This is a genomic window from Paraburkholderia phymatum, assembly GCF_038900715.1.
In the GTDB taxonomy this organism is placed as follows: Bacteria; Pseudomonadota; Gammaproteobacteria; order Burkholderiales; family Burkholderiaceae; genus Paraburkholderia; species Paraburkholderia phymatum_A.
This window is the reverse complement of the sequence record NZ_JAYMRZ010000040.1, coordinates 24,081-46,881: the sequence shown is the minus strand read 5'-3', so window position 1 is coordinate 46,881 and position 22,801 is coordinate 24,081. Positions and strand designations below refer to the sequence as shown.

At 63.8% G+C, this 22,801-nt stretch carries 17 protein-coding genes; 15 read left to right on the top strand and 2 right to left on the bottom strand.

Annotation, left to right across the window (positions count from 1 at the left end; genetic code table 11):
* Positions 1-550: 550 nt before the first annotated feature.
* Positions 551-1,744: a M20 aminoacylase family protein gene (locus VSR68_RS40290; RefSeq protein ID WP_342945035.1), complete on the bottom strand. Its 1,194-nt coding sequence runs from the start codon at positions 1,742-1,744 to the stop codon at positions 551-553.
* A gap of 170 nt (positions 1,745-1,914) precedes the next feature.
* Here VSR68_RS40290 and VSR68_RS40285 point away from each other — a divergent pair, with 170 nt between their 5' ends.
* On the top strand, positions 1,915-3,993 hold the full coding sequence (locus tag VSR68_RS40285) for a molybdopterin oxidoreductase family protein (protein ID WP_342945034.1): 2,079 nt from the start codon (positions 1,915-1,917) through the stop codon (positions 3,991-3,993).
* 173 nt (positions 3,994-4,166) lie between these two features.
* Positions 4,167-5,840: a long-chain fatty acid--CoA ligase gene (locus VSR68_RS40280; RefSeq protein ID WP_342945033.1), complete on the top strand. Its 1,674-nt coding sequence runs from the start codon at positions 4,167-4,169 to the stop codon at positions 5,838-5,840.
* Between the two features lie 239 nt (positions 5,841-6,079).
* Here the strand turns inward: VSR68_RS40280 and VSR68_RS40275 are convergent, their stop codons facing one another.
* Positions 6,080-7,240, bottom strand: a complete 1,161-nt coding sequence (locus VSR68_RS40275) for a porin (RefSeq protein WP_342945032.1) — start codon at positions 7,238-7,240, stop codon at positions 6,080-6,082.
* Positions 7,241-7,530: 290 nt separating this feature from the next.
* On the opposite strand from VSR68_RS40275, the gene coq7 reads away from it, so the two are divergent.
* The 13 genes from coq7 to VSR68_RS40210 all read left to right on the top strand — a co-directional run bounded on the left by coq7 (position 7,531) and on the right by VSR68_RS40210 (position 22,792).
* The gene (gene coq7, locus VSR68_RS40270; protein WP_342945031.1) at positions 7,531-8,160 is read left to right on the top strand and encodes a 2-polyprenyl-3-methyl-6-methoxy-1,4-benzoquinone monooxygenase; all 630 of its coding nucleotides are present in this window, start codon (positions 7,531-7,533) and stop codon (positions 8,158-8,160) included.
* 401 nt (positions 8,161-8,561) lie between these two features.
* On the top strand, positions 8,562-8,990 hold the full coding sequence (gene mraZ, locus VSR68_RS40265; RefSeq protein WP_087735242.1) for a division/cell wall cluster transcriptional repressor MraZ: 429 nt from the start codon (positions 8,562-8,564) through the stop codon (positions 8,988-8,990).
* Positions 8,991-9,018: 28 nt separating this feature from the next.
* Complete coding sequence (rsmH, locus tag VSR68_RS40260) at positions 9,019-9,960, top strand: 16S rRNA (cytosine(1402)-N(4))-methyltransferase RsmH (RefSeq protein WP_087735254.1); 942 nt, start codon at positions 9,019-9,021, stop codon at positions 9,958-9,960.
* A complete protein-coding gene (gene ftsL / locus VSR68_RS40255) occupies positions 9,957-10,307 on the top strand; it encodes a cell division protein FtsL (protein ID WP_342935911.1) in 351 nt (116 codons plus the stop codon). The genes rsmH and ftsL overlap by 4 nt, the downstream gene beginning before the upstream one ends.
* Positions 10,304-12,178, top strand: coding sequence for a penicillin-binding protein 2 (locus tag VSR68_RS40250; protein ID WP_342945030.1), 1,875 nt, complete (start codon positions 10,304-10,306; stop codon positions 12,176-12,178). The genes ftsL and VSR68_RS40250 overlap by 4 nt, the downstream gene beginning before the upstream one ends.
* Entirely contained in the window at positions 12,175-13,713 is a 1,539-nt protein-coding gene (locus tag VSR68_RS40245) for a UDP-N-acetylmuramoyl-L-alanyl-D-glutamate--2,6-diaminopimelate ligase (protein WP_342945029.1), read from the top strand. The genes VSR68_RS40250 and VSR68_RS40245 overlap by 4 nt, the downstream gene beginning before the upstream one ends.
* A complete protein-coding gene (locus VSR68_RS40240) occupies positions 13,710-15,137 on the top strand; it encodes a UDP-N-acetylmuramoyl-tripeptide--D-alanyl-D-alanine ligase (RefSeq protein ID WP_342945028.1) in 1,428 nt (475 codons plus the stop codon). Before VSR68_RS40245 ends, VSR68_RS40240 begins: the two co-directional genes overlap by 4 nt.
* A gap of 17 nt (positions 15,138-15,154) precedes the next feature.
* A complete protein-coding gene (gene mraY / locus VSR68_RS40235; RefSeq protein WP_087735237.1) occupies positions 15,155-16,324 on the top strand; it encodes a phospho-N-acetylmuramoyl-pentapeptide-transferase in 1,170 nt (389 codons plus the stop codon).
* A 36-nt stretch (positions 16,325-16,360) separates the two neighbouring features.
* Entirely contained in the window at positions 16,361-17,875 is a 1,515-nt protein-coding gene (murD, locus tag VSR68_RS40230) for a UDP-N-acetylmuramoyl-L-alanine--D-glutamate ligase (RefSeq protein WP_342945027.1), read from the top strand.
* A complete protein-coding gene (gene ftsW, locus VSR68_RS40225) occupies positions 17,872-19,155 on the top strand; it encodes a putative lipid II flippase FtsW (RefSeq protein ID WP_342945026.1) in 1,284 nt (427 codons plus the stop codon). The genes murD and ftsW overlap by 4 nt, the downstream gene beginning before the upstream one ends.
* Before the next feature lie 192 nt (positions 19,156-19,347).
* The gene (gene murG / locus VSR68_RS40220; protein ID WP_342945025.1) at positions 19,348-20,463 is read left to right on the top strand and encodes an undecaprenyldiphospho-muramoylpentapeptide beta-N-acetylglucosaminyltransferase; all 1,116 of its coding nucleotides are present in this window, start codon (positions 19,348-19,350) and stop codon (positions 20,461-20,463) included.
* Complete coding sequence (gene murC, locus VSR68_RS40215) at positions 20,460-21,854, top strand: UDP-N-acetylmuramate--L-alanine ligase (RefSeq protein ID WP_342945024.1); 1,395 nt, start codon at positions 20,460-20,462, stop codon at positions 21,852-21,854. The genes murG and murC overlap by 4 nt, the downstream gene beginning before the upstream one ends.
* A complete protein-coding gene (locus tag VSR68_RS40210; protein ID WP_342945023.1) occupies positions 21,851-22,792 on the top strand; it encodes a D-alanine--D-alanine ligase in 942 nt (313 codons plus the stop codon). The genes murC and VSR68_RS40210 overlap by 4 nt, the downstream gene beginning before the upstream one ends.
* Positions 22,793-22,801 lie beyond the last annotated feature (9 nt).

The window sequence follows — 22,801 nt, the reverse complement described above, 5'->3', positions numbered from 1 at the left end:
ACAGGACCGTGAAACGACTCCACGCCGATGATAGTGCGGATTGCCCGTGTGAAAGTAGGTAATCGTCAGGCTCCTTACCCAGACCACAGCCCCGCCCCTCAAAAGGCGGGGCTTGGGCGTTTACGGCGCCCCACTTTTACCTTCTCCGGCTGGCTCACCTCCCACGAGCTTGAGGCGGCGAAAAACCTGCTGCTGTCGCCGTCTCGGCGGATAGAGCGTTCCTGTTGGCCCCACCGTACCCGGGTAGCTCAGCCTCAGCTGCAAGTCGCGAGACTTGGACACCTTGGCTGATACAACTGACCTTGCCCGGCGAGTACACCATTCGCAAGTTAGCTAACTCGCCGTTTCTCGGTTGATGCAATCACCGGAATTGATTCCGCGCCGGTTGTCACGACTCACCCGGGACCAACAAACACAGTCCGTTCGAGACGCGTTTGCCTGTGCTCACCATTCGTCCGCAGTGGTCCGTTAAGACGCTGCTGCGTCTCATCACGCAGGATAATGACAGGCGCCCGCACATTTTGATGAGCGCCACCCGCACCCAACCTCCTCACTCCGCAGCCAAAAATCTCTGCGCCAACCGAACCCAGTAAGTAGACCCGACCGGAAGCAAATCATCGTTGAAGTCATAGCTGGCGTTATGGAGCATACACGGCCCGGCGCCGTGACCCGATTCGCGATGCCCACCGTCCCCGTTGCCGAGAAATGCGTAGCATCCCGGCTTCGCCAGCAACATGAATGAGAAGTCCTCGGCGCCCATCGTCGGCTCGACGGCATCGTCGACGTTTTCGTCGCCGACGATTTCCTTCATCACCAACGCCGCGAACCGTGCTTCCTCGCTGCTGTTGATCGTAGGCGGATAGTTGCGGTGAAACGTGATTTCAACAGAGCAGTCGTACGCCTCGGCCGTGCTTTGGATGATTTTCCGCATCCGGGTTTCGATCAGATCGAGCGTTTCAGTGGTGAAGGTCCGCACCGTGCCGGCAATCCAGGCCTCATCCGGCACGACGTTTACGGCATCGCCGGCATGGATCTGGGTGATCGACAGCACCGCCGTATCGAGTGGCTTCTTGTTACGCGTGATGATGCTTTGCAGGCCATTGGCGATCTGTACCGCGGTGAATACAGGATCGCGGCCATTGTGCGGCAGCGCCGCGTGCGAGCCCACGCCTTTGATTTCGATGCGAAATTCGTTGCTGGAAGCCATGATCGGCCCTTCCGTCACACCGAAATTGCCCGCCGGCATCCCAGGCCAGTTGTGGATACCGAACACGGCATCGACGGGAAAGCGCGTAAACAGCCCATCGTCGATCATGGCCTTCGCGCCCGCGCCGCCTTCCTCGGCCGGCTGAAAAATGAACACGATCGTACCGTCGAAATCGCCTTCCTGCGCCAGATGCCGCGCCGCGCCGAGCAGCATCGCCGTGTGTCCGTCATGCCCGCACGCGTGCATTTTCCCCTCGTTTTTCGAGCGATGTTCGAACGTGTTCAGCTCGTGGATCGGCAGCGCATCCATATCGGCGCGTAGTCCGATCGACTTCGTTCCCGTGCCATGCTTCAGTACGCCAACGACGCCGGTTTTCCCGATGCCTTCATGCACCTCGATTCCCCATCCAGCCAGCGTCTTTGCGACCAATGACGCCGTTTGCGCCTCCTCGTATCGCAATTCCGGATTAGCGTGAATCGTTCGTCGGAGAGTCTGAATTTCGCCGCGTGCGGCTTGGATTTCAGGGATCAGTTTCATGATGGATTGAGAAAGTGGCAGTGAGCTGTGTGATCCGGACAGTCGATTCCGGAGAGATTGATAATTGATTCTACGCCCATCGCTATTTTTGACGGTCGCGTGTCAGATCGGATGAGGGGAACGTAATAGAATCAGGGCCTTCACTCGCGCAATCCCCGCTCGATATCAATATGAACGCTCCCGCTGAATTCGCTCGCGCCGTCTGCCCGCACGATTGTCCCGATACCTGCGCAATGCGCGTGACCGTCGAGAACGGCCGCGCCGTCAAGGTCGTCGGCGACCCGGATCATCCGCCGACACAGGGCGTCCTGTGTACGAAAGTGAGCCGTTACGCGGATCGCGTTCATCATCCGCGCCGGCTGACGACGCCGATGCGCCGCGTCGGCCGCAAAGGCGAAGGACGATTCGAGCCGATCAGCTGGGACGAGGCGTTGCATCTCGCCGCGGAGCGGCTGTCGGAGATCGCGGGCCGCGCGCCCCAGGCGATTGTGCCGTACAGCTACGCCGGCACGATGGGTTTCGTGCAGGGCGACAGTATTGCGCAGCGCTTCTTCCACAAGCTCGGCGCGTCGCAACTCGACCGCACGATCTGCGCAGCGGCGGGCGCTGCGGGTCTCAAATATACGTACGGCGCGAGTCTCGGCATGCTCACCGAGTTTTTTGACGAGAGCGAGGTGATTCTGATCTGGGGTGCGAACCCGATCGCGTCGAATCTGCATTTCTGGACGCGCGCGCAGGAAGCGAAGCGCCGTGGAGCGCGTCTGATCGCCATCGATCCGTACCGCTCGCTTACTGCCGAGAAATGCCACCAGCACGTTGCGCTGAAACCCGGCACGGACGGTGCGCTGGCGCTCGCCATGATGCATGTGCTGATCACGGAAGACATGCTCGATCACGCCTACATCGCCGACCATACGCTCGGCTTCGAGCAATTGAAGGCGCGCGCGCTCGACTATCCGCCTTCGCGCGCCGCTGAAATCTGCGGGATCGATGCGCAGACGATCATCGATCTCGCACGTCTTTACGGCCGCACCAAAAAGGCGGCGATCCGCATGAATTACGGCATGCAGCGCGTGCGCGGCGGCGGCAACGCGGTGCGGGCGATCGCATGTCTTCCGTCGCTGACAGGCGCATGGCGCGAGCGTTCGGGCGGTCTGCTGATGTCGTCGTCGGGCTGGGCGCCAGTCGATTCGCGCGCATTGGCGCGACCCGATCTGATGCCGGGCTGGCCGTCGAACCAACCGCGCATCGTGAACATGAACGCGATCGGCGACGCCTTGTGCAATCCAGGCGACGCCGGGTTTGGCCCGAAGATCGAAGCGATTGTCGTGTACAACTCGAACCCCGTCGCCGTTGCGCCGGATTCGGAGCGCGTTGCAGCGGGCTTCGCGCGCGAAGATCTGTTCACGATCGTCCTCGAGCATTTCCAGACCGACACCGCCGACTACGCCGATTTGCTGCTGCCCGCGACCACGCAGCTCGAACATCTCGACATTCACAAGTCGTACGGGCACACGCACGTGATGGCCAACCTGCCCGCGATACCGCCCGTCGGCGAGGCGCGCCCGAATACGGAGATTTTCCGCGGCATCGCGCGCGCGATGGAGCTCCAGGAACCGGCGCTGTACGAGAGCGATGAGACGGTCGCGTCGTCTGCGTACCGCTGGGACGATCCGATGCTCGACGGCGTCACATGGGAAACCTTGAAGCGCGACGGCTGGGCGAAGCTGAACGTTCCCGATGCGCCATTCGCGAACGGCGGCTTTCGCACGCCCTCAGGCAAATGCGAGTTCTATAGCGAGCGGCTCGCGCAAGCCGACCTCGAACCTGTGCCCGATTACTTGCCGCCTTACGAGTCGGCGGACGGCTCGCCCGAACTGGCCGCGCGCTACCCGCTCGCGATGATTTCGCCGCCGGCGCGCAACTTCCTGAACAGCACATTCGTGAACGTCGAAAGCCTGCGCGCGACGGAAGGCGAACCGCATCTCGACATTCATCCCGCCGACGCTGCCGAACGCGGCATCCACGACGGCGATCAGGTCCGCATCTTCAACGATCGCGGCTCGATGCAGGCGCGCGCCCGTGTCACCGACAAGGCGCGCGCGGGGCTCGTCGTCGGCCTGTCGATCTGGTGGAAGAAGCTCGCTCCCGACGGCCGAAACGCCAACCAGGTCACGAGCCAGGCGCTGACCGATCTCGGCGGCTCGGCGACTTTCTACGACTGCCTCGTCGAAATCGAGCGAGTCTGAGCCACTTCCGAACGCGCAGCGGCGTTTCCGCTGCGCCACCCCTTTCCCGGTCCCCGGTCGGCGCTTTCGAGTGCCTCGTCTAACTGGGGGCTAACCCCGAATAGTCACGCGTCGGCGCATGCTACGATGCGATTTTTAGCACGACCATTCGAAAATCACGGAGGAGACGCCGTATGGAAAAAGTCTGGCTGAAATCGTATCCGCCCGGCGTGCCCAAAGAGATCGATCCCACCCAGTACGAGTCGATCACAGCGATGCTGGAAGAGAGCTTCCGTGTGAACCGCGCGAAACCGGCATTCGCGTGCATGGGCAAGCAGATCACATATGGCGAACTCGACAGCCTCTCCATTCGGCTTGCCGCATGGTTTCAGTCGAAGGGCATCGCGCGCGGCGCGCGCATCGCGATCATGATGCCCAATGTCCTGCAATATCCTGTCGCCATCGCTGCGATTCTGCGCGCGGGGTATGTCGTCGTGAACGTGAATCCGCTCTACACGCCGCGCGAACTGGAACACCAGCTGAAAGACAGCGGCGCGGAAGCGATCATCCTGCTCGAGAATTTCGCGGTTACGTTGCAGGCGATCGTGCGCAATACGTCGGTCCGGCACATCATCGTGGCGTCGATGGGCGATCTGATGGGCGCAAAGGGTATGCTCGTCAATTTCGTCGTGCGCCGTGTGAAGAAGATGGTGCCGGCCTGGAGTCTTCCCGGGCACGTCCCCTTCAACGACGTTATTTCCGAAGGCTCTCGCAGCCGGTTCACGCCCGTCAAGCAAGGCCCAGATGATGTCGCATTTCTTCAGTACACGGGCGGCACGACGGGCGTCGCGAAGGGCGCGACACTTCTGCATCGCAATCTGGTTGCGAACGTGCTGCAGTCGCACGTATGGCTCGAACCCGCGCGCTCGAAGCGCCCCGACATCGACCAGTTCGTGACCGTCGTCGCGCTGCCGCTTTATCACGTGTTTGCGCTGACCGTGTGCGGTCTGCTGACGATCCGCACGGGCGGTCTCGGCGTGCTCATTCCGAATCCACGCGACATCGCCGGGATGATCAAGTCGCTGCAAGGCTACAAGATCACGACGATCCCGGCCGTCAACACGCTATACAACGCGATGCTCAATCATCCGGACTTTTCGAAGCTGGATTTCTCGAATCTTCTGGTCGCGAACGGCGGCGGGATGGCCGTGCAGGAAGCCGTCGCGAAACGCTGGTTCGAGCGCACGAACGCGCCGATCGTCGAAGGCTATGGCCTGTCGGAGACGTCGCCGTGCGTGACGTGCAATCCGGCGATCGTGACCGAGTACAGCGGCACGATCGGTCTGCCGCTGCCGTCGACGGAAGTGTCGATCCGCGACGACGACGGCAACGAACTCGCCGTCGGCCAGGCGGGCGAGTTGTGCATCCGGGGTCCGCAGGTGATGGCGGGTTACTGGAACCGTCCGGACGAAACGGCGAAGGTGATGACGGCTGACGGCTTCTTCCGCTCGGGCGACATCGCGATCATCGACGAAGACGGCTTCGTGAAAATCGTCGACCGGAAGAAGGACATGATTCTCGTGTCGGGCTTCAACGTCTATCCGAACGAAATCGAGGATGTGGTCGCGAAACATCCGGGCGTTTTCGAAGTGGCGGCAGTCGGTGTGCCGGACCAGCATTCTGGCGAAGCGGTGAAGCTCTTCATCGTGAAGAAAGACGAATCGATCACCGATGCCGACATCTTCGCGTTCTGCAAAGACCAGCTGACGGGATACAAGAGGCCGCGCATCGTCGAATTTCGCAAGGAGCTGCCGAAGAGCAATGTCGGCAAGATCTTGCGCCGCGAGTTGCGCGATGGTCGGGCTTGAGCGCGCGCGGCGCGTGAAGAACCGGAAAAGCGCGTAGGCGGGCTACTGAAAGCAGCCGAGCGCCGAGTGAAAGCACGGCCCAATGGACGCTACGTCATTGGGCCGTTTCCATTTGCGCAGCGGCAAACTCTCGGTTGCCACGACGGTAGCGCACACATCACGAGCAGCACAACAAACGCCGCGCAAATAAAAAAGGGCGCCCGAAGGCGCCCTCGAGGGTACTACGCATTCACAACTTATTAGAACTTGTGGCGGATACCGACGCGAGCCGTGAACTGGTTCTCGTTCGACGAAGCCGACAGGCCGTTGATTGCTGCCACTGCCTTTCCGCCCGTCGAATCGTTGCCCGTAGCGTGCTGGTATACACCGATCAGGTAGACGTCCGTACGCTTCGACAGGAAGTAGTCGACGCCAGCCGAACCCTGGTGGTACTTCGCAGCGTCGCGACCGTTCAAGCTGCTGCCGTGCGTGTAGTCATACGCGGCACCGACCAGCAGAGCAGGCGTGAGCTGGTACTTGAAGTTGAGTTCCGCGTTGTTGAACAATGCCGTCTGACCCGTGAGGCCCGGTGCTGCGAACGACGAGCCGAGGTCGTAGAAGCGGGTGTACGAGTAGGTTGCACCAACCGTCGCTGCGCCGAACGTATATGCACCGCCCGCGCCGATCACCTGATAGGTGTGAGCCGAACCGTAGCCGCTGTAGACCGGCGACGAGACGTTCGAAACCGCCGGGTTGACCGTGCCCGACGTGCTGTTGCCGAAGAACGAAACGTTCGGGTTACGAACGTTCAAATAACCAACGCCCAAGACCAGCGGACCGTTGTTGTAGCCAGCGCCCAACGACCAGACCTGGTTACGCGAGTAGTCGCCCGCAACGCCGCCCAGGCTGTACAAACCGCCGAACGTCAGGCCAGCGTAGTTTACGCTCGTGAACTTGACGGCATTGTTGGTACGGTACGCATTGTTGAAGTTGTCCAGGTCGCCCGGGTGAGCAGCGATGTAGCCGCCCCACTGGTCGCCCGCTTCCAGCGGACCGACGTAGTCGACGACGGAGTCGTACTGGCGACCCAGCGTGACCGTGCCGAACTGGCTGCCCAGGCCGACGTAAGCCTGACGACCGAACAGCAGGCCGCCTTGACCCGCCTTGCCGTTGTTGACGTCGAAGCCGCTTTCGAGCACGAAGATCGCCTTCAGGCCACCGCCGAGGTCTTCCGTGCCGCGCATGCCCCAACGGCTGCCTTGCAGAACGCCGCTCGACAGGTTGTACAGGTGCTTGCCGCCCGAGTTGGTATTGATGTTAAAACCTTCGTCAATAATGCCGTACAGCGTCACGCTGCTTTGCGCATGAGCGACGCCAGCAAACGCGCCCAATGCTGCCAGAGCGAGAAGCGACTTTTTCATCGAAAGATCTCCAAGGATTTGCGAATTATTTTCAAACAAGGCAAATATTTATCTGCGTTGCGGCCTTGCGTAACTTCGTCAAGAAGTTGCACGTAATGTAACAAAGACACCTAAGTGAACAAAGAAAAAGCAGGACGCCCGCCGGACCGCTGTTTCGTTTACGCAACATGGTCTAAAATCGAAAACCGGCCGTCGGAACCACCCTGAAGAATTTTTTGCCGTCAGCCGCAAACCCTTGATGTACAAGGCTCTGCGGAGAGTGGTGCGAGCGCCGCGTCGTGGAGGCCAAGATGCTGATTGATGAGTTGATTACAGAGTTTGATCGGGGTTTACGCTCAATAAACGGGGTGTCGCGGATGTCGCGTCCGCTGCCTGTTCCCCCTGCGTCTGTCGAGCCCGTCGAACTGACTGATGAAGAGCGCGCGCATGCAGCGGGACTCATGCGCGTCAATCATGTCGGTGAGGTGTGCGCACAAGCGCTTTATCAGGCGCAAAAGCTGGCGACGCGCTCGCCAGCGCTCAAGCAGGCATTCGAGCATGCCGCGCGCGAAGAGGAGGACCACCTCGCGTGGACCTATAAGCGCCTCGAAGCGCTCGATTCGCGCCCGAGTCTGCTCAATCCACTCTGGTATGCTGGCGCCCTCGCGATCGGCTTCGCGGCTGGCCGCCTCGGCGATCGGGTGAGTCTCGGCTTCATGGCCGAGACGGAGCGGCAGGTCGAGTTGCACCTCGGCGGCCATCTCACCACGTTGCCGGAAGGCGATCACGAGTCGCGTGCGATCGTCGAGCAGATGCGCGTCGATGAAGTCGCGCACGGCAAGGCCGCGACGGATGCGGGCGGTGCCGAATTGCCGTTCCCGGCGCGTGCGCTGATGCGTGCCGCGTCCAAAATCATGACTCGCACCGCGTACCACGTTTGACCTGATTTAACGCTATTCGCCTGAAGTGGGCGGCGCTCTCGGCGCCGTCCGCAAAATCGCTCCAAATCCTCAGCCGGCCCGCGCCTTTCGTCCTACCAGAACGCTTTCCCGCCACGCTTTTCCTTCGTACTTTTCACGTATCACCTTCACAAGTTTCACTAGCTCATTCATTTATAACGGTTTTTCATTTTGCATGCTGCGTGAGCAAGCGGCGCTAAGTCCTTGTTCTTGCAAACAAAATTCGTCAAAAAACCGTGCGTCTCCCTTGACCCGTGTTGGGGGTTACTCTAAAGTGGGAGACAGTGTGAGAAAGTGTTTTTTTGTGTGATCCCACGCGCTTTCTCCGGTAAATTTCCAGAATCGGGCGGCATCTTTCAGCGCCCCGACAAAAGGGGAGCGAAGTGTTCCAAGGGGCGTCAGCGCTGACACTCGATGCGAAGGGGCGGATGTCCGTCCCGGCTCGCTATCGGGACGCGCTGCAAGGGCAGGCAGAAGGACGGGTGACTGTGACCAAGCACCCGGACGGCTGCCTGTTGCTGTTTCCGCGCCCCGAGTGGGAAGTCTTTCGCGCGAAGATCGCCGCGCTCCCGATGGAAGCCAAGTGGTATCAGCGGATCTTTCTCGGCAGCGCTGCGGATGTCGATATCGATACGGCCGGCCGCGTGTTGATCGCGCCGGAGCTGCGCCAGGCGGCGTCGCTGGAAAAAGACGTGATGTTGTTGGGAATGGGTAATCGCTTCGAACTGTGGGACAAGGAAACGTACATCGCGCAGGAGCAGGCGGCGATGGCGCAGGGCATGCCCGAGTCTCTGAAGAACTTCACATTCTGAACGCAGGTAATCGGAAATGGCGCCTGCGATGGGAAACGAATTGCAGCATCGCACGGTGCTGCTCGAAGAAGCGGTGAATGCGCTCGTCACGCGCGCGGACGGCGTCTATGTGGACGGCACGTTCGGGCGTGGCGGCCATAGCCGCGCGGTGTTGGCGAAGCTGGGTGAGGCGGGGCGTCTGATCGCTTTCGACAAAGACCCGCTCGCGATCGCCACCGCGCAGCAGATCGCCGATCCGCGCTTCGAGATCGTGCATGAAAGCTTCGCATCACTGCGCGACGCGATGAGCGCGCGCGGGGTAGGGCGTGTGTCGGGGGTGTTGCTGGATCTGGGCGTGTCGTCGCCGCAGTTCGACGATCCGGAGCGGGGTTTCAGTTTCCGCGCCGACGGCCCGCTCGACATGCGGATGGACCCGACGCGCGGCGAGTCCGCGGCGGATTGGCTGGCGCGGGCCACGGTGCAGGAAATGACGGAGGTGATACGGGATTATGGGGAAGAACGGTTTGCTTTTCAGATTGCAAAGGCGCTTGCTGCTCGCCGGGCAGAGTCCGACCGTCTTGGGCCTCTCGTCAGCACGGGCGAGCTTGCCCAAATCGTGGCTAACGTCGTCAAAACCCGTGAGAAGGGTAAGGACCCGGCAACCCGCACCTTTCAGGCTATACGGATTCACATCAATCAAGAGCTTGCGGAGCTGCAAGTCGTACTAGAAGCAGCATTGTCGTTGCTGGAGCAAGGGGGGCGGCTGGTCGTGATCAGCTTTCATTCGCTCGAAGACCGGATCGTCAAGCGGTTCATGCAGGCGCAGTCGAGCGCGCCTGCTGTCGACCGCCGCCTGCCGATCCGCGCCGTCGATCTGCCGAGCCCTCCGCTCAAACTGCTAGGCCGCGTATTCGCGAGCGACGCCGAAGTCGCCGCCAACCCGCGCGCCCGTTCCGCCGTGATGCGCGTTGCGGAGCGGATCGCGCCATGAACCGTCTCAACATCTTCCTGCTGATCGTCGTAATGGGTTGTGCGCTTTCCGTCGTCAAGGCGACGAACCAGCAGCGTCAGTTCTTTATCCAGTTGCAGCGCGCCCAATCGCAGGAGCGCCAGCTGCAGCAGGACTATTCGCAGCTTCAATATCAGCAGAGCGCGCTGTCGAAGACTTCGCGCATCGAGCAGATCGCGACCGACTCGCTGAAGATGCAGGGCGCGACCACGGGGCGCACGCAATATCTGACGCTCGACGCCGGTTCGGCGAAGGCCGAGGACGCACCGATTCCCACTTCCGCGCCGGCTTCGGCGCCCGCCACGAACGTTCGTGGAGGCACGCGATGAAGAAATCGTCGAACAAGAACAAGAGCGTCGCGTTCTCGGCGAATCCGATTCTTTCGGTGCGCCTGCCGATGTGGCGCTCGAAGCTCGTCGTGTTCCTGCTCTTCATGGCGTTCGTCGCGCTCGCGGGGCGCGCGTTCTGGATTCAGGGTCCGGGCAACGCGTTCTATCAGAAGCAGGGCGAAAGCCGCTATCAGCGCCGGCTGGAGTTGCCCGCCACGCGCGGCAAGATTCTCGACCGTAACGGCCTCGTGCTCGCGACGAGCCTGCCCGTGCGCGCGATATGGGCGATTCCCGAATCGGTGCCGGACGATCTCGGCGCGGACAAGCTCGCTCAGCTCGCCAAGCTGCTTGACATGACGCAGCCGGAACTGCGCAAGAAGCTGTCGGAAGACAAGACGTTCGTCTACGTGAAGCGCCAGGTGCCGATCGAGGTGGCCGCGAAAGTGGAGGCGCTCAATATTCCCGGCGTCTATCAGCGCACGGAGTACAAGCGGTTTTATCCGGAAGGCGAGATCACCGCTCACCTGATCGGCTTCACGAACGTCGAAGACGAAGGCCAGGAAGGCGTCGAGCTCGGCGACCAGAAGCTGCTCGCGGGCGTGGCGGGGAGCCGCCGCGTGATCAAGGACCGCATGGGCCACATCGTCGAGGACGTGGACGAGCAGGTCGTGCCGCACAACGGTCTGGACGTCGATCTGTCGATCGACAGCAAGATTCAGTACATCGCGTACACGAACCTCAAGGCGGCCGTGCAGAAATTCAAGGCCAAGGCGGGCGCCGCGATGGTGATCGACGTGCGCACGGGCGAAGTGCTCGCGCTCGTCAATTACCCGACGTACAACCCGAATGACCGCTCGCACCTGACGGGCGACCAGCTGCGCAACCGCATCCTCACCGACACGTTCGAGCCGGGCTCGATCATGAAGCCGTTCACGGTTTCGCTCGCGCTCGACCTGCATCGCGTCACGCCGACTACACTGGTTGATACAGGCGGCGGCCGTTTCGTGCTTGACGGCGCGCCGATCACCGATGACTCCGCTTTCGGCGTGCTGACGGTCGGCGGCGTGATCCAGAAGTCGAGCAACATCGGCGCGACGAAGATCGCGATGCAGCTCAAGCCCGAAGAAATGTGGAACATGTACACCAGCATCGGTCTCGGCCAGGCGCCGAAGGTCGGTTTCCCGGGCGCGGCGGCGGGCCGTCTGCGTCCGTGGAAGAGCTGGCGGCGGATCGAGCAGGCGACGATGTCGTACGGCTACGGCCTCTCGGTGTCGCTGTTCCAGCTCGGGCGCGCGTACACGGCGATTGCGCACGACGGCCAGATCATGCCCGTGTCGATCTTCCGCACGCCGAAAGATCAGCCGACGACGGGCCCGCAGGTTTTCTCGCCGACCACCGCGCGTGAAGTGCGCGCGATGCTCGAAACCGTCGTCTCGCCGGGCGGCACGTCGCCGGATGCGGCGGTGCCGGGCTATCGCGTCGGCGGCAAGTCGGGTACGGCGTACAAGCACGTCGGGCGCGGCTACGATCACAGCAAGTACCGTGCGTCGTTCGTCGGCATGGCGCCGATGCCGAATCCGCGCATCGTGGTGGCCGTGTCCGTCGACGAACCGACGGCGGGCAGCCACTTCGGCGGCCAGGTATCGGGCCCCGTGTTCTCGTCGATCGCCGGCGATACGCTGCGCTCGCTGAACGTGCCGCCCGATCAGCCCGTCAAGCAGATGGTCGTATCCGACGACGTGAACGCCGCCACGCCTGCGGCGGCGTCCCAACCGGCAGCGAACGGCGCGAAAAGACTCGCGACGCATGCAGCGCCGAAGAAGTTGACGATTTCAGACAACGCGAAGAACCGCCCCGGAGTAGTTCGATGAGTGCGCTGCGTTCTTCTCATCCGGCGCAACGGCAGATTGCTGACGCGCTTGCCTGGCTGCGCGCACGCGTGCAGCCAGGCGCACATTTGCACGCCGATACCCGCACGATCGCGGCGGGCGACGTGTTTCTCGCCTATGCCGTCGACGGCGCGGACAACCGTCCGTTTATCGACAACGCGATCGAGCGCGGCGCGGCTGCCGTGCTGGTGCAATCGGACGGCTTCGGCGGCAACATCGACGCGGCGACGATGCTCGCCGTGCCCCGCCTGAACGAACTGGCGGGCACGATCGCGAGCGCGTGGTACGGCGACCCGAGCGACGCAATGCGCGTGATCGGCGTGACGGGCACGAACGGCAAGACCTCGTGCACGAACTGGATCTCGGCGGCGCTGACGGCGCTCGGCGAGCCGTGCGCGATCATCGGCACGCTCGGCAGCGGCATGCCGGGCCATCTCGTGCATACCGGATTCACGACGCCCGATGCGCCGCAATTGCAGCGCAGCCTCGCTAATCTGCGCGCCGCGGGCGCGAAAGGCGTCGCGATGGAAGCCTCGTCGCACGCGCTGCATCAGGGGCGCGTGAATGGCACGGCGTTCAGCGTCGGCGTGTTCACGAATCTGACGCAGGACCATCTCGACTATCACGGCACGTTCGAAGCATATGAAGCGGCGAAGGCGCGTCTTTTCGCGTGGCCGGAGCTGAAGGCCGCCGTCATCAACGCCGACGACGAAGCGGGCCGCCGCATGATCGCGAGCACGAAGGGCCGCACGAAGACGATCGCTTATGCGCTCGCGCCGCACGCCGACGTGCAGGCCGATGCGTCGATCGTCGCGTCGAACGTGCGCGCGACCGCGACGGGCACCGCATTTCATATCGCATCGAATTGGGGCGAGACGGAGATCGAGGTCAACACGCTCGGCGCGTTCAACGTGAGCAACCTGCTTGGCGTGCTCGGCGCGCTGCTCGCGTCCGACGTGCCGTTCGATGCAGCCGTTGCGCAACTCGCAAAGCTCGAATCGGTGAACGGCCGGATGGAGCGTCTCGGCGGCCGTTTGCAGAACGACGAACCGCTCGTCGTGATCGACTACGCGCACACGCCCGATGCGCTCGAAAAAACGCTGACGGCATTGCGCCCGATTGCGGATGCGCGCGGCGGCAAGCTGATCTGCATGTTCGGCTGCGGCGGCGACCGTGACGCGACGAAGCGTCCGCTGATGGGCGCGATCGCCGAGCGATGCGCCGACGCCGTCGTCGTGACGAGCGACAACCCGCGCAGCGAAGATCCGCAAAAGATCATCGACCAGATTGCGGCCGGCATGAAGGACGACGCGAAGGCGCGCCGCATCGAAGACCGCGCGAGCGCGATCCTGCAAGCGGTGCGCTGCGCAGCGCGCGAAGACGTCGTCGTGCTGGCGGGCAAGGGTCACGAATCGACGCAGGAAATCATGGGCAAAAAGCGCGCGTTCTCGGATCAGGATCACGCACGGCTCGCGCTCGCGGCCCGCGCGACGCACGCACGTGGAGGTGGCGAATGACCCGGCGAGGTGACGCGATGTTTTCGCTGCGCGAAGCAGCCGCCGTCATTCCGGGCGCAACGGTGACGGGCGACGAATCGGTTTCGTTCGACGGCATCTCGACGGACAGCCGAACGTGCGGTCCCGGCGATCTGTTCGTCGCGCTGAAGGGCGACCGTTTCGACGCGCACGATTTCCTCGCGGATGTCGCCGCGCGCAACGTGAGCGCGGTGCTCGTCACGCGCACGCCGGAGAATTTCAACGTCCCCGCTTTGCGCGTGACAGGCGACACGCGCACGGCATTGGGCGCGCTCGCGAATGGCTGGCGCCGCCGCTTTGCGATGCCGCTCGTCGCGGTGACGGGCAGCAACGGCAAGACGACGGTCAAGGAAATGATCTCGTCGATTTTCGCCGCGGCCGTCGGCGAATCGTCGCGTCTCGCGACAGCGGGCAATTTCAACAACGACGTCGGCTTGCCGCTGACGCTGTTCCGTTTGAGCGAAGCGCACAAGCTCGCCGTCGTCGAACTCGGCATGAATCATCCGGGCGAAACGGCGCTGCTCGGCAAGATCGCCGAGCCGAGCGTCGCGGTCGTCAATAACGCGCAGCGCGAGCATCAGGAATTCATGGCGACCGTCGAGGCCGTCGCGCTCGAACACGCGGCCGTGATTCACGCGTTGAAGCCGGAAGGCGTCGCCGTGTTTCCCGCCAACGACGCTTACGCCAGCATCTGGCGCGTCGCGGCGACGGGCAGCCGCATCATCGATTTCGCGCTGAACACGGCGGAGCACACGACGCAGGCGGCCGTTCAGGGAACGCTCGACGGCAACCAGTTGAGCATCGATACGCCCGAAGGCCACGTCGACGTCACGCTGCAAGTGCTCGGCGCGCACAACGCGCACAACGCGCTCGCGGCGGCAGCGGCGGCGCTCGCATCGGGTGTCGCGCTCGATGCGATCAAGCGCGGTCTCGAAGCGTTCGGCGCAGTGAAGGGCCGCCTCCAGGTGAAGCGCGCGGTGCTCGGCGCGATGTCGGGCGCGACCGTGATCGACGATACGTACAACGCGAATCCCGATTCGATGATCGCCGCCATCGACGTGCTGGCCGCGCGTCCGTCGCCGCGCGTGCTGGTGATGGGCGACATGGGCGAAGTCGGCGACAACGGCCCGGAATTTCATCGCGAAGTCGGCGCGTATGCGAAGGCGCGCGGCATCGATGCGCTGTACGCGCTCGGCGACGCGTCGCGTGACGCGTGTGCCGCTTACGGCGGCGAAGCAAAGCATTTCGACGACGTGCATGCGCTCGTCGCGCAATTGCAGCAGGCCGGATACGGCGCGGCTGCGACGTATCTCGTGAAAGGCTCGCGCTTCATGAAGATGGAACGCGTGGTGGACGCCGTTACGAGTCCACAACCCGCACCGGGCACGGCGCCCGGCGCACACTGAAAGAGAAGGACAGAAGCATGCTACTGGCGCTGGCGCAATGGCTGCAGAACGACGTCGGCTTTTTGCGCGTGTTCAGTTATCTGACGTTTCGTGCTGTCGCGGCGACGATCACCGCGCTGCTGATCGGGCTCGTCTGCGGCCCGTGGGTGATCCGCAAGCTGACGGCGATGAAGGTCGGCCAGGCCGTGCGCAAGGACGGCCCGCAAACGCACCTCGTGAAATCCGGCACGCCGACGATGGGCGGCGTGCTGATCCTGATCGGCATCGCCGTGTCGACGCTGCTGTGGGCCGATCTGACCAACCGCTTCATCTGGATCGTGATGCTCGTCACGTTCGGCTTCGGCGTGATCGGCTGGGTCGACGACTATCGCAAGGTCGTCTACAAGGACCCGCGCGGGATGTCGTCGCGCGAAAAGTATTTCTGGCAGTCGGTGATCGGTCTGTTCGCGGCCGTGTATCTCGCGTTCAGCGTATCGGAAGCGAGCAACGTGCGCGTGTTCGATCTGTTCATGGCGTGGGTGCGCAGCGGTCTGTCGATGGGCCTGCCCGCGCGCGCCGACCTGCTGCTGCCGTTCCTCAAGTCGATGACCTATCCGCTCGGCGTGTGGGGCTTCATCGCGCTCACGTACTTCGTGATCGTCGGTTCGAGCAACGCGGTGAATCTCACCGATGGTCTCGACGGTCTCGTGATCATGCCTGTCGTGCTGGTCGGCTCGTCGCTCGGCGTGTTCGCGTATGTGATGGGCAGCGCCGTCTATTCGAAATACCTGCTGTTTCCGCACATCGCGGGCGCGGGCGAGATGCTGATCTTCTGCTCGGCGATGGGCGGGGCAGGGCTCGCGTTCCTCTGGTTCAACACGCACCCGGCGCAGGTGTTCATGGGCGACGTCGGCGCGCTCGCGCTCGGCGGCGCGCTCGGCACGATCGCGGTGATCGTGCGTCAGGAAATCGTGCTCTTCATCATGGGCGGGATTTTCGTCGCCGAGACGGTGTCGGTGATGTTGCAGGTCACGTGGTTCAAGTTCACGAAGGCACGTTTCGGTGAAGGCCGCCGCATCTTCAAGATGGCGCCGCTGCATCACCACTTCGAATTGTCGGGCTGGAAGGAGACGCAAGTCGTGGTGCGTTTCTGGATCATCACGCTGATGTTGTGCCTGTTCGGTTTGTCCACGCTCAAGCTGCGTTAAGCAGCATTCGAATTCGCACTCAAGGGGAAGCAGTCGATGTTTGGCGAGAAGTTTCGGGATCGGCAAAAGCCGATGGTACTCGTGCTGGGGCTCGGTGAATCGGGCCTCGCGATGGCGCGCTGGTGCGCGCGGCATGGTTGCCGCCTGCGCATCGCCGACACGCGCGAAGTGCCGCCGAACCTGTCCGCGCTCGAAGCGCACGGCATCGCCGGCGATTTCGTCGGCGGGCCGTTTTCGCCCGTGCTGCTGGAAGGCGTCGAACTGGTCGCGATCAGTCCGGGCCTGTCGCCGCTCGCCGCCGATCTCGTGCCGCTGATCGCAGCGGCGCGCGAGCGCGGCATCCCTGTGTGGGGCGAGCTCGAATTTTTCGCGCAGGCATTGAGAACGCTCGGCGAAAGCGGCTACGCGCCGAAGGTGATCGCGATCACGGGGACGAACGGCAAGACCACCACGACGAGCTTGACCGGCCTGTTGTGCGAGCGCGCGGGCAAGAAGGTCGCGGTCGCGGGCAACATCAGCCCGGCCGCGCTCGACAAGCTCACGGAAGCCATCGACAACACCGCGTTGCCCGACGTATGGGTGCTCGAACTGTCGAGCTTCCAGTTGGAGACGGCGCACACGTTCGAGCCTGACGCGGCCGTGATACTGAACATCACGCAGGATCATCTGGACTGGCACGGCGGCCTCGATGCGTATGCGGCGGCGAAGGGCAAGATCTTCGGCAAGAACACGGTGCGCGTGCTCAATCGCGACGACGCGCGCGTGATGGCGCTTGCGCCGTCGGAGCAAGGCGGCGCGCAAGTGGTGACGTTCGGCGTCACGGAGCCTTTGCGCGACGGCGATCTGGGTCTGCTGCGCGATAGCGGCATGATCTGGCTCGTCGAGGCGCAGGACCGCGACGCAGCCGACGAACCCATGCCGACGCGCCGTCGCAAGAGCGAGTCCGCGACGCCGCCCGATATCGCGCCGAAGCGGCTGATGCCCGCTGACGCGCTGCGCATCCGCGGCCTGCACAACGCCACGAATGCGCTCGCCGCATTCGCGCTCGCGCGCGCGATCGGCCTGCCCGGCGCTCCGCTTCTGCACGGCTTGCGCGAGTATCGCGGCGAGCCGCATCGTGTCGAATTGATCGCGTCGATCGACGGCATCGACTATGTGGACGACAGCAAGGGCACGAATGTCGGCGCGACGGTTGCGGCGCTCGACGGTCTCGCTCAACGCGTCGTGTTGATTGCGGGCGGCGACGGCAAGGGCCAGGCATTTGAGCCGCTCGCCGAGCCCGTGACGCGCTGGTGCCGCGCCGTGATGCTGATCGGCCGCGACGCGCCGCAGATTCGCGCCGCGCTCGCGCACACGGGCATCGCGATGACCGACCACGCGACGCTCGAAGAGGCGACGCGCGCAGCCGGCGCCCTCGCGGAACCGGGCGACGCCGTCCTGCTGTCGCCTGCGTGCGCGAGCTTCGACATGTTCAAGGGCTACGCGCATCGCGCCGCGGTATTCCGCAGCGCGGTCGAAGACATCGCTGCCGAACGGGGGACGATGATATGAGCTGGTCGGAACGTTTCGGTTCGCAACTCGGCAAGCAGCGCGGCTCCATAGCGGGCCAGCCAGGCGGCGCGGCTGTGCCGGAACGCACGTCGCGCACGGGCGGGCTGTCGAGCGCCGTCAGCGGCGTGCGTCCGCTGCGCTCGCGGATGCTCGACTACGATCATTCGCTCGTGTGGGTCGTCGTCGCGCTGCTCGGGCTCGGTATCGTGATGGTCTACTCGGCGTCGATCGCGATGCCCGATTCGCCGAAGTACGCGTCGTATCACGACTACGCGTTCCTCATGCGCCAGGTCATCTTCGTCGTCATGGGCACGATCGCGGGCGTGATCGCGTTCCGTGTGCCCATTTCGACGTGGGACAAGTACGCGCCGAAGCTCTTCCTGATCGCGCTCGTCGCGCTCGTGATCGTGCTGATTCCTCACGTCGGCAAGGGCGTGAACGGCGCGCGCCGCTGGATTCCCCTCGGCATCACGAACATGCAGCCGTCGGAAATCATGAAGCTCGCCGTGACGATCTACGCGGCGAACTACACGGTGCGCAAGCAGGAATACATGCACAGCTTCGCGAAGGGCTTTCTGCCGATGGGCTTCGCCGTCGGCGTGGTCGGCATGCTGCTGCTGCTCGAGCCGGACATGGGCGCGTTCATGGTGATCGCGGCGATCGCGATGGGCCTGCTGTTTCTCGGCGGCGTGAACGGCAAGATTTTCGGCGGGCTGGTCGCAACGGCCGTGGGCACTTTCACGCTGCTCGTGTGGGCGTCGCCGTGGCGCCGTGAGCGGATCTTCGCGTACCTCGATCCGTGGGACGACCGCTACGCGCAGGGCAAGGCCTATCAGCTGACGCACTCGCTGATCGCGTTCGGCCGCGGCGAGTGGTTCGGCGTGGGCCTCGGCGGCAGTGTCGAAAAGCTCAACTATCTGCCGGAAGCGCACACCGACTTCATTCTTGCCGTGATCGGCGAGGAACTGGGCTTTGTCGGCGTGCTCGTCGTGATCCTGATGTTCTACTGGATCGTGCGCCGTTCGTTCGAGATCGGCCGTCAGGCGCTCGCGCTCGACCGCACGTTCGCGGGCCTGGTCGCGAAGGGCGTCGGCATCTGGTTCGGCGCGCAGACCTTCATCAACATGGGCGTGAACCTCGGCCTGCTGCCGACCAAAGGTCTCACGCTGCCGCTCGTCAGCTACGGCGGCTCGGGCATCTTGCTGAACTGCATCGCGGTGGCGGTGCTGATGCGGGTCGATTACGAAAATCGTGTGCTGATGCGTGGGGGGAAGGTATGACCCCCATGCAGCAGCGCACGATTTCGGCGAAGGCGCGCAGCGCCGCAGCCAAAACGGACTTGCTCCCATTCATGCTGATGCGTGGGGGGAAGGTATGACCCCCATGCAGCAGCGCACGATTTCGGCGAAGGCGCGCAGCGCCGCAGCCAGAACGGACTTGCTCCCATTCATCCTCATGCGTGGGGGCAAGGTATGACGATGCAACAACGCACGCTGATGGTGATGGCGGGAGGCACCGGGGGCCACGTGTTCCCGGGTCTCGCCGTCGCTCATCTGATGCAGGCGTGGGGCTGGCGTGTCGTGTGGCTCGGCAATCGGTCGGGCATGGAAGCGACGCTCGTCCCGAAGCACGGCATTCCGATGGAGTACGTGCAGTTCGGCGGCCTGCGCGGCAAGGGCATCAAGACCAAGCTGATGCTGCCCGTGAATCTGCTGCGCGCGTGCATGCAGAGCCTTTCGGTGCTGCGTCGCGTGAAGCCGGACGTCGTGCTCGGCATGGGCGGCTACATCACGTTCCCGGCGGGCGTGATGACGGCATTGAGCGGCACGCCGCTCGTGCTGCACGAGCAGAACTCGATCGCGGGTCTCGCGAACAAGGTGCTCGCGAAGCTCGCGAGGCGCGTGCTCGTCGCGTTCCCGAACGCGTTGCCGCATGCCGAGTGGACGGGCAATCCGATTCGCGCGGAACTCGCGCGCACGCCGGCACCCAAAGCACGCTACGCGGCGCGCAGCGGTCCGCTGAACGTGCTGGTCGTGGGCGGCAGTCTGGGCGCGGCCGCGCTGAACGAAACGGTGCCGCGCGCGCTCGCGCAGCTCGCGCCGAACGAGCGGCCGCGCGTCGTGCATCAGGCGGGCGCGAAGCATATCGATGCATTGCGCGCGAACTACGCAGCGGCCGGCATCGCGGCGGGCGACGACGCGCAGCTCGTGCCCTTCATCGACGACATGACGAGCGCCTACGCGAACGCCGATCTCGTGATCTGCCGTTCGGGCGCGATGACGGTCGCGGAGATCGCGGCTGTCGGCGTGGCGGCGTTCTTCGTGCCGTTCCCGTATGCCGTCGACGATCACCAGACAACCAACGCAGCGTTTCTCGCCGATCACGGCGCGGCGCTGCTCGTACAACAGCGCGACCTGACGGCGGAGAAGCTCGCCGACTGGTTGCGCAGCCAGACGCGGGACTCGCTCGCGGACATGGCGGAGCGTTCGCGCTCGCTCGCGAAACCCGATGCAACCGAACAGGTCGCGCAGGTCTGCGCGACGGTTGCCGGCGTGACAACGAGCCTGAGCCCGGAAGGAAAGCAATGAAACATATCGTCAAACACATTCACTTCGTCGGGATCGGCGGCGCGGGCATGAGCGGCATCGCCGAAGTGCTCGTCAATCTCGGCTATCAGGTGAGCGGCTCGGACCTGTCGCGCAACGCGGTGACGGAGCGCCTCGCCGCGCTCGGCGCGCGCATCGCGATCGGCCACGACGCGGAGAACATCGAAGGCGCGAACGCCGTCGTCGTGTCGACGGCCGTGCGCAGCGACAACCCCGAAGTGCTCGCCGCGCGTCATCGCCGCATTCCCATCGTGCCGCGCGCGGTGATGCTCGCGGAACTGATGCGCCTGAAGCAGGGCATCGCGATCGCAGGGACGCACGGCAAGACCACCACGACGTCACTCGTCGCAAGCGTGCTCGCGGCAGGCGGGCTCGACCCGACGTTCGTGATCGGCGGAAGGCTGATCAGCGCGGGCGCGAACGCGCGTCTCGGCACGGGCGATTTCATCGTCGCGGAAGCGGACGAATCGGATGCGTCGTTCCTGAACCTCTTCCCGGTGATCGAGGTCATCACGAACATCGACGCCGATCACATGGACACCTACGGCCACGATTTCGCGCGGCTCAAGCAGGCGTTCATCGAGTTCACGCATCGGCTGCCGTTCTACGGCATTGCGGTGCTGTGCGTCGACGATCCGAACGTGAAGGAAATTCTGCCGTTCGTGTCGAAGCCGATCATCCGCTACGGCTTTGCGCCCGATGCGCAGGTGCGCGCCGTCAACGTCGAAGCGCGCGAAGGCCGGATGCATTTCACAGCGATGCGCGAAGACGCGCCGCCCATCGACATCGTCTTGAACCTGCCTGGCATGCACAACGTGCAGAACGCTTTGGCCGCAATCGCAATTGCGACTGAACTCGAGGTGAAAGATGCCGATATCCAGCGAGCGCTCGCTGATTTCAACGGCGTCGGCCGGCGTTTCCAGCGTTACGGTGAAGTGCCCGTGGCAAGCGGCGGCGCGTACACGCTGGTCGACGATTACGGTCATCACCCCGTCGAAATGGCCGCGACGATCGCGGCGGCGCGCGGCGCGTTTCCCGAGAAGCGTCTCGTGCTCGCGTTCCAGCCGCACCGCTTCACGCGCACGCGCGACTGCTTCGAAGATTTCGTGAAGGTGCTGTCGACGGTCGATGCGCTCGTGCTGACGGAAGTGTACGCAGCAGGCGAGTCGCCCATCGTCGCAGCGGACGGACGTTCGCTCGCGCGCGCGATCCGCGTCGCAGGGAAAGTCGAGCCGGTGTTCGTCGAAACGGTGGATGAAGTGCCGGATGCGCTCGCTGCGATCGTGCGCGACGGCGATGTGGTGATCACGATGGGTGCGGGTTCGATCGGCGCGGTGCCGGGTCGGCTCGCTGAAAACGAAGGTGTGAAATGAGCGGTGTCGATCCCAAATCTTTCGGCAAGGTCGCGGTGCTGATGGGCGGCGTGTCCGCCGAGCGCGAAGTGTCGCTGAATTCCGGCCGTCTCGTGCTGCAAGGGCTGCGCGACGCGGGCGTCGACGCGCATCCGTTCGATCCGTCCGAGCGTCCTCTTGCTGCGTTGAAGGACGAAGGCTTCGTGCGCGCGTTCAACGCGCTGCATGGCGGCTACGGCGAAAACGGCCAGATTCAGGGCGCGCTCGATTTCTACGGCATCCGTTACACGGGCAGCGGCGTGCTGGGCTCGGCGCTCGGTCTCGACAAGTTCCGCACGAAGCTCGTGTGGCAGCAGCTCGGCGTGCCGACGCCGCCGTTCGAAGCAGTGCTGCGCGGCGACGATTACGCCGCGCGTGCGCGGGACATCGTCGCGAAGCTCGGCTTGCCGCTCTTCGTGAAGCCCGCGAGCGAAGGCTCGAGCGTCGCCGTGATCAAGGTGAAGACGGCCGATGCGCTCGCGCCCGCGCTCGAAGAAGCGGCGAAGTTCGACAGGATCGTCGTCGTGGAGAAGAGCATCGAAGGCGGCGGCGAGTACACCGCGTGCATCGCGGGCGATCTCGATCTGCCCGTCATCCGCATCGTGCCCGCCGGCGAGTTCTACGACTATCACGCGAAGTACATCGCCAACGACACACAATATCTGATCCCGTGTGGCATCGCCGCCGAAGAAGAGGCGCGCCTGAAAAAGCTCGCGCGCCGCGCGTTCGACGTGCTCGGCTGCACGGACTGGGGCCGCGCCGACTTCATGCTGGACGGCGACGGCAATCCGTACTTCCTCGAAGTGAACACGGCGCCCGGCATGACGGATCACTCGCTGCCGCCGAAGGCCGCGCGCGCCGTCGGCATCAGCTATCAGGAACTGGTGGTGAAGGTGCTCGCACTGACGCTCAAGGACTGAACAGAGAAC